Below are 11927 nucleotides of genomic sequence, written 5' to 3'. Positions count from 1 at the left end.
CGGGAGGAAGCGTGCGATATCTGGCAACATTGTTGTTATCTCTGGCGGTGTTAATCACCGCCGGGTGTGGCTGGCATCTGCGTGATACCACGCAGGTTCCTTCCACTATGAAGGTCATGATCCTGGACTCAGGCGATCCGAACGGGCCATTAAGCCGTGCGGTGCGTAACCAGTTACGTCTGAATGGTGTCGAGTTGCTTGATAAAGAAACCACGCGTAAGGACGTTCCATCCCTGCGTTTGGGTAAAGTGAGCATCGCGAAAGATACCGCATCGGTATTCCGTAACGGTCAAACAGCAGAGTATCAGATGATCATGACGGTGAATGCGACCGTGTTGATCCCCGGCCGTGATATCTACCCGATTAGCGCCAAAGTCTTCCGTTCGTTCTTTGATAACCCGCAAATGGCGTTAGCGAAAGATAACGAACAAGACATGATCGTAAAAGAGATGTACGACCGTGCTGCCGAACAGCTGATTCGTAAGCTGCCAAGCATCCGTGCTGCGGATATTCGTTCCGACGAAGAACAGACGTCGACCACAACGGATACTCCGGCAACGCCTGCACGCGTCTCCACCACGCTGGGTAACTGATGATTCGGTTGTACCCGGAACAACTCCGCGCGCAGCTCAATGAAGGGCTGCGCGCGGCGTATCTTTTACTTGGTAACGATCCTCTGTTATTGCAGGAAAGCCAGGACGCTGTTCGTCAGGTAGCTGCAGCACAAGGATTCGAAGAACACCACACTTTTTCCATTGATCCCAACACTGACTGGAATGCGATCTTTTCGTTATGCCAGGCCATGAGTCTGTTTGCCAGTCGACAAACGCTATTGCTGTTGTTACCAGAAAACGGACCGAATGCGGCGATCAATGAACAACTTCTCACACTCACCGGACTTCTGCATGACGACCTGCTGTTGATCGTCCGCGGTAATAAATTAAGCAAAGCGCAAGAAAATGCCGCCTGGTTTACTGCTCTTGCGAATTGCGGCGTGCAGGTGACCTGTCAGACACCGGAGCAGGCTCAGCTTCCCCGCTGGGTTGCTGCGCGCGCAAAACAGCTCAACTTAGAACTGGATGACGCTGCAAATCAGGTGCTCTGCTACTGTTATGAAGGTAACCTGCTGGCGCTGGCTCAGGCACTGGAGCGTTTATCGCTGCTCTGGCCAGACGGCAAACTGACATTACCGCGCGTTGAACAGGCGGTGAATGATGCCGCGCATTTCACCCCTTTTCATTGGGTTGATGCTTTGTTGATGGGAAAAAGTAAGCGCGCGTTGCATATTCTTCAGCAACTGCGTCTGGAAGGCAGCGAGCCGGTTATTTTGTTGCGCACATTACAACGTGAACTGTTGTTACTGGTTAACCTGAAACGCCAGTCTGCCCATACGCCACTGCGTGCGTTGTTTGATAAGCATCGGGTATGGCAGAACCGCCGGGGCATGATGGGCGAGGCGTTAAATCGCTTAAGTCAGCCGCAGTTACGTCAGGCCGTGCAACTCCTGACACGAACGGAACTCACCCTCAAACAAGATTATGGTCAGTCAGTGTGGGCAGAGCTGGAGGGGTTATCTCTTCTGTTGTGCCATAAACCCCTGGCGGACGTATTTATCGACGGTTGATATGAAATCTTTACAGGCTCTGTTTGGCGGCACCTTTGATCCGGTGCACTATGGTCATCTAAAACCCGTGGAAACGCTGGCGAATTTGATTGGTCTGACGCGAGTCACAATCATCCCTAATAATGTTCCTCCGCATCGTCCCCAGCCGGAAGCGAACAGCGTACAGCGTAAACACATGCTTGAACTGGCGATTGCCGACAAGCCATTATTTACTCTTGATGAACGCGAGCTAAAGCGCAATGCCCCCTCTTACACTGCGCAAACACTGAAAGAGTGGCGGCAGGAACAAGGGCCGGACGTGCCGCTGGCGTTTATTATTGGTCAGGATTCATTGCTGACCTTTCCGACCTGGTACGAATACGAAACGATACTCGACAATGCACATTTGATCGTCTGTCGGCGTCCAGGTTACCCACTTGAAATGGCGCAACCGCAATACCAGCAATGGCTGGAAGATCATTTGACACATAACCCGGAAGATCTTCACCTTCAGCCTGCCGGTAAAATTTATCTGGCTGAAACACCATGGTTTAACATCTCGGCGACCATCATCCGCGAACGTTTGCAAAACGGTGAATCGTGTGAGGATTTATTGCCGGAACCGGTACTGACTTACATTAACCAACAAGGCTTGTATCGCTGATACCTGTCGTTACGGAGGGCATGATGCGACTGTGGTTAATTCGTCATGGTGAAACGCAAGCAAATGTCGATGGTCTGTACAGCGGTCATGCTCCCACACCCCTGACCGCTCGCGGTATTGAGCAAGCGCAAAATCTGCATACACTGCTAGATGATGTTTCCTTTGACCTGGTTTTATGCAGTGAACTGGAACGGGCACAGCATACCGCGCGACTGGTTCTCAGTGACCGCCAGCTCCCCGTTCATATCATCCCTGAACTCAACGAAATATTTTTTGGCGACTGGGAGATGCGACATCATCGCGACCTCATGCAAGAAGATGCCGAAAACTATAGCGCGTGGTGCAATGACTGGCAGCATGCTATCCCCACGAACGGTGAAGGATTTCAGGCATTTTCGCAACGTGTAGAACGCTTTATCGCAAGGCTTAGTGAATATCAGCACTATCAGAATATTTTAATCGTCAGCCATCAGGGCGTACTGAGTCTGTTAATTGCTCGTTTAATTGGCATGCCTGCCGAGTCTATGTGGCATTTTCGCGTTGACCAGGGGTGTTGGAGCGCCATTGATATCAACCAAAAATCCGCGACGCTACGCGTCCTCAATAGCCGTGCCATCGGGGTCGAGAATGCATGACTTTTCTGTTTTTTTACGGGTAAGCCGCAACGACCATTGACAGCCCCGGGCAGGCTGATATTCTCCGCAGCCAGACTTTTTCCGCCAGACACGACTTTGTAGAAATTGTTTTACAAAAATGGCGATGCAATCTGCGGCGCGGGGTGGGATGATAGCCCACTTTCGAAAGCCGATTCGGCGACAATTGTCCCGAAATCGCCTCTGGTTCAGGTATACTGACAGACCATTTTTATCTATTTGATTCACCCAGGGGGAAAACTTGCAGGGTAAAGCACTCCAGGATTTTGTTATCGACAAAATTGATGACCTCAAAGGTCAGGACATCATCGCCTTAGACGTTCAGGGCAAATCCAGCATCACTGACTGCATGATCATCTGTACGGGTACGTCCAGCCGTCATGTTATGTCCATTGCTGACCACGTTGTGCAGGAGTCTCGCGCAGCGGGCCTGTTACCGCTCGGCGTAGAAGGTGAAAACAGCGCCGACTGGATTGTCGTGGATTTGGGCGATGTGATTGTCCATGTCATGCAGGAAGAGAGCCGTCGCCTGTATGAACTGGAAAAACTCTGGAGTTAATGCGTGAAGCTGCAACTTGTCGCCGTGGGAACGAAAATGCCGGACTGGGTACAAACCGGTTTTACCGAGTACCTGCGTCGTTTTCCGAAAGATATGCCCTTCGAGCTGATTGAAATTCCGGCCGGAAAACGCGGCAAGAATGCGGACATCAAGCGCATACTCGACAAAGAGGGTGAGCAGATGTTGGCGGCCGCAGGCAAAAACCGCATTGTCACCCTCGATATTCCAGGCAAGCCCTGGGATACGCCGCAGTTAGCCGCTGAGCTGGAACGCTGGAAGCTGGATGGTCGCGACGTCAGTCTACTGATTGGCGGGCCTGAAGGGTTGTCGCCTGCCTGTAAAGCGGCGGCGGAGCAGAGCTGGTCGCTGTCGGCGCTTACCCTCCCCCATCCGCTGGTTCGCGTGCTGGTCGCAGAGAGTCTGTACCGGGCGTGGAGCATCACCACCAACCATCCTTATCACCGTGAGTGATAAGGGAGCTTTGAGTAGAAAACGCAGCGGATGAAACTACAGAACTCTTTTCGCGACTATACGGCAGAGTCCGCGCTGTTTGTGCGCCGGGCGCTGGTCGCCTTTTTGGGGATTTTGCTGCTGACCGGCGTGCTTATCGCCAACCTGTATAATCTGCAAATTGTTCGCTTTACCGACTACCAGACCCGCTCTAATGAAAACCGCATTAAGCTGGTGCCTATCGCGCCCAGCCGCGGCATTATCTATGACCGTAACGGTATCCCTCTGGCCCTCAACCGCACTATCTACCAGATAGAAATGATGCCGGAGAAAGTCGATAACGTGCAGCAAACGCTGGACGCTTTGCGCAGCGTGGTTGATCTGACCGATGACGATATTGCTGCATTCCGAAAAGAGCGCGCACGTTCACACCGCTTCACCTCCATTCCGGTGAAAACTAACCTGACCGAAGTACAAGTAGCTCGCTTTGCCGTCAATCAGTACCGTTTTCCGGGCGTCGAAGTTAAAGGCTATAAACGTCGTTACTATCCTTACGGTTCGGCGTTGACCCACGTCATCGGCTATGTGTCGAAAATCAACGATAAAGACGTCGAACGCCTGAATAATGACGGCAAACTGGCCAACTATGCGGCAACGCATGATATCGGTAAGCTGGGCATTGAGCGTTACTATGAAGACGTGCTGCACGGTCAGACTGGTTATGAAGAGGTTGAAGTTAACAACCGTGGGCGTGTTATTCGCCAGTTAAAAGAAGTACCACCGCAAGCCGGACACGATATTTACCTGACGCTGGATCTCAAACTCCAGCAATATATTGAAACGCTGCTGGCGGGTAGCCGCGCAGCTGTGGTAGTCACCGATCCGCGTACAGGTGGGGTGCTGGCGCTGGTTTCCACGCCTAGTTATGACCCAAACTTGTTTGTTGACGGTATCTCCAGCAAAGATTATTCCGCCTTGTTGAACGACCCGAATACACCGCTGGTGAACCGCGCCACGCAGGGGGTTTATCCTCCCGCGTCTACAGTTAAACCCTATGTGGCGGTTTCGGCATTGAGCGCCGGGGTGATCACGCGCAATACGACGCTGTTTGACCCAGGCTGGTGGCAACTGCCTGGTTCGGAAAAACGTTATCGTGACTGGAAAAAATGGGGCCACGGGCGTCTGAATGTCACAAGATCGCTGGAAGAATCTGCGGATACCTTCTTCTATCAGGTGGCCTACGATATGGGGATCGATCGCCTCTCCGAATGGATGGGTAAATTCGGTTATGGTCATTACACCGGTATCGACCTGGCGGAAGAACGTTCCGGCAACATGCCTACCCGCGAATGGAAACAGAAACGCTTTAAAAAACCGTGGTATCAGGGTGACACCATTCCGGTTGGTATCGGTCAGGGTTACTGGACAGCGACCCCAATCCAGATGAGTAAGGCACTGATGATCCTGATTAATGACGGTATCGTGAAGGTTCCGCATTTGCTGATGAGCACCGCCGAAGACGGCAAACAGGTGCCATGGGTACAACCGCATGAACCGCCCGTTGGCGATATTCATTCCGGTTACTGGGAGCTGGCGAAAGACGGTATGTACGGTGTTGCTAACCGCCCTAACGGTACGGCGCATAAATACTTTGCCAGCGCACCGTACAAAATTGCGGCGAAATCTGGTACCGCTCAGGTCTTCGGTCTGAAAGCGAACGAAACCTATAATGCGCACAAAATTGCCGAGCGTTTACGTGACCACAAACTGATGACCGCCTTTGCGCCATACAACAATCCGCAAGTGGCTGTCGCCATGATTCTGGAAAACGGCGGCGCGGGTCCGGCGGTTGGTACGCTGATGCGCCAGATCCTCGACCACATTATGCTGGGTGATAACAACACCGATCTGCCTGCGGAAAATCCAGCGGTTGCCGCAGCGGAGGACCATTAATCATGACGGATAATCCGAATAAAAAAACATTCTGGGATAAAGTCCATCTCGATCCCACAATGCTGCTGATTTTACTGGCATTGCTGGTTTACAGCGCCCTGGTTATCTGGAGCGCCAGCGGTCAGGATATTGGCATGATGGAGCGTAAAATCGGCCAAATCGCGATGGGTCTGGTCATCATGGTGGTGATGGCGCAAATTCCTCCACGCGTTTATGAAGGCTGGGCCCCCTATCTCTATATCATCTGTATTATTTTGCTGGTGGCGGTAGATGCTTTCGGTGCCATCTCTAAAGGCGCTCAACGCTGGCTGGACCTGGGTATTGTTCGTTTTCAGCCGTCGGAAATTGCCAAAATAGCCGTACCACTGATGGTTGCGCGCTTTATCAACCGCGACGTTTGCCCGCCATCGTTGAAGAACACTGGCATCGCGCTGGTGCTGATATTTATGCCCACGCTGCTGGTGGCTGCACAGCCTGACCTGGGAACATCAATCCTCGTTGCGCTTTCCGGTCTGTTTGTACTGTTCCTCTCTGGCCTTAGCTGGCGTCTGATTGGCGTCGCAGTAGTGCTGGTAGCGGCGTTCATTCCGATTCTGTGGTTCTTCCTGATGCATGATTACCAGCGCCAGCGCGTAATGATGCTCCTGGACCCGGAATCAGACCCACTCGGCGCGGGCTATCACATTATTCAGTCTAAAATTGCTATTGGCTCCGGCGGATTACGCGGCAAAGGCTGGCTGCACGGCACTCAGTCACAGCTTGAATTTCTCCCCGAACGCCATACCGACTTTATCTTCGCGGTACTGGCGGAAGAGCTGGGATTAGTGGGCATTTTGATTCTGCTCGCTCTCTACATTCTGCTGATCATGCGCGGGCTGTGGATAGCCGCCAGAGCGCAAACCACCTTTGGTCGCGTCATGGCTGGCGGCTTAATGCTGATATTATTCGTTTATGTCTTCGTAAATATTGGTATGGTAAGCGGTATTCTGCCGGTTGTAGGGGTTCCGCTCCCACTGGTCAGTTATGGAGGATCGGCGCTAATTGTGCTGATGGCTGGGTTCGGGATTGTAATGTCAATCCACACCCACAGGAAAATGTTGTCGAAAAGCGTGTAAGAGGTGCGCAATGCGTAAGCAGTGGCTCGGGATCTGCATCGCGGCAGGAATGCTCGCGGCATGTACAAGCGATGATGGTCAGCAACAGACGGTAAGTGTACCGCAGCCTGCGGTATGTAACGGCCCCATAGTTGAAATTAGCGGGGCGGACCCGCGTTTCGAACCACTGAACGCGACGGCAAATCAGGATTACCAGCGCGACGGTAAAAGCTACAAAATCGTGCAGGATCCGTCTCGATTTAGCCAGGCGGGACTGGCGGCAATCTATGATGCCGAACCAGGCAGTAACCTGACGGCCTCTGGCGAAGCTTTCGATCCGACACAGCTGACGGCGGCCCATCCAACGCTTCCGATCCCCAGCTACGCCAGAATCACTAACCTGGCTAACGGGCGAATGATCGTGGTGCGCATTAATGATCGCGGCCCTTACGGCAACGACCGCGTTATTTCACTTTCTCGCGCGGCAGCTGACCGTCTTAACACGTCAAACAACACCAAAGTTCGTATCGATCCGATTATTGTCGCCCAGGATGGTTCGCTTTCTGGTCCTGGTATGGCTTGTACCACAGTCGCCAAACAGACTTACGCCCTGCCTGCACCTCCCGATTTAAGCGGCGGCGCAGGAACAAGTTCAGTGTCTGGCCCGCAGGGTGACATTCTTCCGGTCAGTAATTCGACGCTAAAAAGCGAAGATCCGACCGGCGCGCCGGTAACCAGCAGCGGTTTCCTCGGCGCACCAACGACCTTAGCGCCAGGTGTACTGGAAGGCAGCGAACCGACGCCTGCTCCACAGCCCGTTGTTACAGCTCCGTCGACAACGCCTGCAACCTCGCCTGCAATGGTGACACCGCAAGCCACCTCGCAAAGCGCCAGCGGCAACTTTATGGTGCAGGTCGGGGCCGTAAGCGATCAGGCTCGTGCGCAACAGTACCAACAGCAACTGGGACAGAAGTTCGGCGTCCCCGGTCGCGTAACTCAAAATGGCGCGGTCTGGCGGATCCAGCTTGGCCCATTCGCCAACAAAGCCGAAGCCAGTACCTTGCAGCAACGTTTGCAAACCGAAGCCCAATTACAGTCATTTATTACCACCGCGCAGTAGCGTAAAGCAGGCATCTGATGTGTCAATTTCTGTAAATGACGTTAACAAAGTCACGCGGAAAGTCAGATGCCTGCCGGTAGTGCATTTGCTATAGTAGGGCACTTTTTTTAATTCCATCACGGATGTCGTAGTTCAGACCATGAATACCATTTTTTCCGCTCGTATCATGAAGCGCCTGGCGCTCACCACGGCTCTTTGCACAGCCTTTATCTCTGCTGCACATGCCGATGACCTGAATATCAAAACTATGATCCCGGGTGTACCGCAGATCGATGCGGAGTCCTACATCCTGATTGACTATAACTCCGGCAAAGTGCTCGCCGAACAGAACGCAGATGTCCGCCGCGATCCTGCCAGCCTGACCAAAATGATGACCAGTTACGTTATCGGCCAGGCAATGAAAGCCGGTAAATTTAAAGAAACTGATTTAGTCACTATTGGCAACGACGCATGGGCTACCGGTAACCCGGTGTTTAAAGGTTCTTCGCTGATGTTCCTCAAACCGGGCATGCAGGTTCCGGTTTCTCAGCTGATCCGCGGTATTAACCTGCAATCGGGTAACGATGCTTGTGTCGCCATGGCCGATTTTGCCGCTGGTAGCCAGGACGCTTTTGTTGGCTTGATGAACAGCTACGTTAACGCCCTGGGCCTGAAAAATACCCACTTCCAGACGGTACATGGTCTGGATGCTGATGGTCAGTACAGCTCCGCGCGCGATATGGCGCTGATCGGCCAGGCGTTGATCCGTGACGTACCGAATGAATACTCGATCTATAAAGAAAAAGAATTTACGTTTAACGGTATTCGCCAGCTGAACCGTAACGGCCTGTTATGGGATAACAGCCTGAATGTCGACGGCATCAAAACCGGACACACTGACAAAGCAGGTTACAACCTTGTTGCTTCTGCGACTGAAGGCCAGATGCGCTTGATTTCTGCGGTGATGGGCGGACGTACTTTTAAAGGCCGTGAAGCCGAAAGTAAAAAACTGCTAACCTGGGGCTTCCGTTTCTTCGAAACCGTTAACCCACTGAAAGTAGGTAAAGAGTTCGCCTCTGAACCGGTTTGGTTTGGTGATTCTGATCGCGCTTCGTTAGGGGTTGATAAAGACGTGTACCTGACCATTCCGCGTGGCCGCATGAAAGATCTGAAAGCCAGCTATGTGCTGAACAGCAGTGAATTGCATGCGCCGCTGCAAAAGAATCAGGTCGTCGGAACTATCAACTTCCAGCTTGATGGCAAAACGATCGAGCAACGCCCGTTGGTTGTGTTGCAAGAAATCCCTGAAGGTAACTTCTTCGGCAAAATCATTGATTACATTAAATTAATGTTCCATCACTGGTTTGGTTAAAAATTGATCACTTGAAAGTGTGATTTCCGTCCCCATATACTAAGCATCAGTAAAAAACTCCCGCCTTCTGGCGGGAGTTGCTATTTAATTACGTTACGCCGGAGCTGACATGAAAACCAAACTTAACGAACTGCTTGAATTCCCTACTCCTTTTACTTACAAAGTTATGGGGCAGGCGTTACCTGAGCTGGTTGATCAGGTGGTTGAAGTGGTACAGCGCCATGCGCCAGGTGACTACACCCCAACGGTAAAACCAAGCAGCAAAGGCAACTACCACTCGGTATCTATCACTATCAACGCCACTCATATCGAGCAGGTTGAAACACTGTATGAAGAACTGGGCAAAATCGATATTGTCCGCATGGTTCTGTAACTCGCTTCTCCGTTACCCGGCTCCTGGTCGGGTAACTCCCCCCTCCTCGCTGTGATATACTTTTCCCCCACTTTTACTCATTCTCCACGGAGATGCCGTTTTGTATCAGGATAAAATCCTTGTCCGCCAGCTCGGTCTTCAGCCTTACGAGCCAATCTCCCAGGCTATGCATGAATTCACCGATACCCGCGATGATAGTACCCTTGATGAAATCTGGCTGGTCGAGCACTATCCGGTATTCACCCAAGGGCAGGCAGGAAAAGCGGAGCACATTTTAATGCCGGGTGATATTCCGGTGATCCAGAGCGATCGCGGTGGACAGGTGACTTATCACGGGCCGGGGCAACAGGTGATGTATGTGTTGCTTAACCTGAAACGCCGTAAACTCGGTGTGCGTGAACTGGTGACCTTGCTTGAGCAAACAGTGGTGAATACCCTGGCTGAACTGGGTATAGAAGCGCATCCTCGGGCTGACGCGCCAGGTGTCTATGTCGGGGAAAAGAAAATTTGCTCACTGGGTTTACGTATTCGACGCGGTTGTTCATTCCACGGTCTGGCATTAAACGTCAATATGGATCTTTCACCATTTTTACGTATTAATCCTTGTGGGTATGCCGGAATGGAAATGGCTAAAATATCACAATGGAAACCCGAAGCGACGACTAATAATATTGCACCACGTTTACTGGAAAATATTTTAGCGCTACTAAACAATCCTGACTTCGAATATATTACCGCTTAATTTCATACCTCAATGGCCCAATTTACACTGGGTCATTACTCATAACACCTGCTAATGCTTTACATCTCCTTCGCGTTTGTATATTTTCTTTATCACTTGCAGAAATGCGATGCTACGCCTTGCTCCGTAACTCACCCCATTGATTAACTTATTGAAATAGTTGATTATGATGAGCAAAAGCGTTCCGTTCCAATTAGACATAAGATTATTGTAATTTTTTTAAATATTATTTTTCCATGAATAAAATTGGAGTAAGTGCGTGGATAGTAATAATCAAATTGAATCCTGTTTAAGCAGAAAATCGTCAGAAGGTAAACCACAAATATTTACAACCTTACGAAATATTGATCTTAATCTTCTGACTATTTTTGAAGCTGTATATGTACATAAAGGGATCGTTAATGCAGCGAAAGTGCTTAATCTGACCCCCTCGGCAATCAGTCAGTCTATACAGAAACTGCGCGTTATATTCCCTGACCCATTGTTTATTCGCAAAGGCCAGGGTGTCACTCCTACCGCATTTGCGATGCATCTACATGAGTATATCAGTCAGGGCCTTGAGTCCATTCTTGGCGCGCTGGATATCGAAGGAAGCTATGATAAGCAACGAACGATAACTATTGCGACCACCCCCTCGGTCGGAGCCCTGGTCCTTCCTGTCATTTATCGGGCGATTAAAACTCACTATCCGCAGCTTTTACTGCGCAACCCGCCCATCAGCGACGCGGAAAACCAACTCAGTCAGTTTCAAACCGATCTCATCATCGATAACATGTTTTGCACCAATCGTACGGTGCAACATCATGTTCTGTTCACCGACAATATGGTGTTAATTTGCCGCGAGGGAAATCCACTACTCTCTTTAGAAGATGACAGAGAGACTATCGACAACGCTGCGCATGTACTCCTGTTACCAGAAGGGCAAAATTTCAGCGGTCTGCGGCAGAGAGTTCAAGAGATATTTCCGGACCGGCAAATCAGCTTCACCAGCTACAATATTTTGACAATCGCTGCACTGGTTGCCAACAGTGACATGTTAGCGATTATTCCCAGCCGTTTTTATAACCTGTTTAGCCGTTGCTGGCCGCTGGAAAAACTGCCTTTTCCGTCCTTAAATGAGGAGCAAATAGATTTCTCTATCCACTACAACAAATTCAGCCTGCGTGATCCCATCCTGCACGGAGTAATAGATGTTATCCGTAATGCATTTTGAAAAAGTATTGTTACAGCCAGATCACAGCGCAGAACGATAAAATGGCACAATCCAACAACAATTTTACATTTTCGCGACCGCTTTGGCTGCTTTCAGGTCCGTTTCAATGATATACTGCCAGTCGTTAATTCAAAAATAGTTGATAATTACAA

General features: G+C 50.8%; 13 protein-coding genes. All 13 read left to right on the top strand.

The genetic code is table 11. From position 1 onward, the window contains the following. The first annotated feature begins 11 nt into the window (after window positions 1–11). The 13 genes from lptE to HUZ68_RS06560 all read left to right on the top strand — a co-directional run bounded on the left by lptE (window position 12) and on the right by HUZ68_RS06560 (window position 11775). Window positions 12–593: an LPS assembly lipoprotein LptE gene (gene lptE / locus HUZ68_RS06620; protein WP_001269673.1), complete on the top strand. Its 582-nt coding sequence runs from the start codon at window positions 12–14 to the stop codon at window positions 591–593. After that, window positions 593–1624: a DNA polymerase III subunit delta gene (gene holA, locus HUZ68_RS06615; protein WP_000620524.1), complete on the top strand. Its 1032-nt coding sequence runs from the start codon at window positions 593–595 to the stop codon at window positions 1622–1624. The genes lptE and holA overlap by 1 nt, the downstream gene beginning before the upstream one ends. A gap of 1 nt (window position 1625) precedes the next feature. Then, window positions 1626–2267 carry a nicotinate-nucleotide adenylyltransferase gene (gene nadD, locus HUZ68_RS06610; RefSeq protein WP_000838889.1) on the top strand — a complete coding sequence of 214 codons (642 nt, stop codon included), beginning with the start codon at window positions 1626–1628 and terminating at the stop codon, window positions 2265–2267. A gap of 23 nt (window positions 2268–2290) precedes the next feature. Beyond that, complete coding sequence (locus HUZ68_RS06605) at window positions 2291–2902, top strand: adenosylcobalamin/alpha-ribazole phosphatase (protein ID WP_239594230.1); 612 nt, start codon at window positions 2291–2293, stop codon at window positions 2900–2902. A 259-nt stretch (window positions 2903–3161) separates the two neighbouring features. Further along, a complete protein-coding gene (rsfS, locus tag HUZ68_RS06600; RefSeq protein WP_001161664.1) occupies window positions 3162–3479 on the top strand; it encodes a ribosome silencing factor in 318 nt (105 codons plus the stop codon). Between the two features lie 3 nt (window positions 3480–3482). Further along, window positions 3483–3950, top strand: a complete 468-nt coding sequence (rlmH, locus tag HUZ68_RS06595) for a 23S rRNA (pseudouridine(1915)-N(3))-methyltransferase RlmH (protein WP_000776104.1) — start codon at window positions 3483–3485, stop codon at window positions 3948–3950. Between the two features lie 30 nt (window positions 3951–3980). After that, window positions 3981–5882 carry a peptidoglycan DD-transpeptidase MrdA gene (gene mrdA / locus HUZ68_RS06590; protein WP_000776191.1) on the top strand — a complete coding sequence of 634 codons (1902 nt, stop codon included), beginning with the start codon at window positions 3981–3983 and terminating at the stop codon, window positions 5880–5882. Window positions 5883–5884: 2 nt separating this feature from the next. Continuing rightward, window positions 5885–6997: a peptidoglycan glycosyltransferase MrdB gene (gene mrdB / locus HUZ68_RS06585; protein WP_000131719.1), complete on the top strand. Its 1113-nt coding sequence runs from the start codon at window positions 5885–5887 to the stop codon at window positions 6995–6997. A gap of 10 nt (window positions 6998–7007) precedes the next feature. Next, a complete protein-coding gene (gene rlpA, locus HUZ68_RS06580; RefSeq protein ID WP_072686668.1) occupies window positions 7008–8096 on the top strand; it encodes an endolytic peptidoglycan transglycosylase RlpA in 1089 nt (362 codons plus the stop codon). Between the two features lie 139 nt (window positions 8097–8235). Then, window positions 8236–9447 (top strand): D-alanyl-D-alanine carboxypeptidase DacA, encoded by a 1212-nt coding sequence (gene dacA, locus HUZ68_RS06575; RefSeq protein WP_001092082.1) that lies wholly within the window; start codon window positions 8236–8238, stop codon window positions 9445–9447. 109 nt (window positions 9448–9556) lie between these two features. Continuing rightward, the gene (ybeD, locus tag HUZ68_RS06570; protein WP_000850550.1) at window positions 9557–9820 is read left to right on the top strand and encodes a DUF493 family protein YbeD; all 264 of its coding nucleotides are present in this window, start codon (window positions 9557–9559) and stop codon (window positions 9818–9820) included. 100 nt (window positions 9821–9920) lie between these two features. Beyond that, window positions 9921–10562, top strand: coding sequence for a lipoyl(octanoyl) transferase LipB (lipB, locus tag HUZ68_RS06565; protein WP_000284027.1), 642 nt, complete (start codon window positions 9921–9923; stop codon window positions 10560–10562). Between the two features lie 259 nt (window positions 10563–10821). Beyond that, window positions 10822–11775: a YbeF family transcriptional regulator gene (locus tag HUZ68_RS06560; RefSeq protein WP_072686667.1), complete on the top strand. Its 954-nt coding sequence runs from the start codon at window positions 10822–10824 to the stop codon at window positions 11773–11775. The last annotated feature ends 152 nt before the right edge of the window (window positions 11776–11927 follow it).

Source organism: Shigella dysenteriae (assembly GCF_022354085.1).
In the GTDB taxonomy this organism is placed as follows: domain Bacteria; phylum Pseudomonadota; class Gammaproteobacteria; order Enterobacterales; family Enterobacteriaceae; genus Escherichia; species Escherichia coli.
The sequence above is the reverse complement of the archived record's forward strand: the minus strand, read 5'-3'. Positions and strand labels throughout refer to the sequence as shown.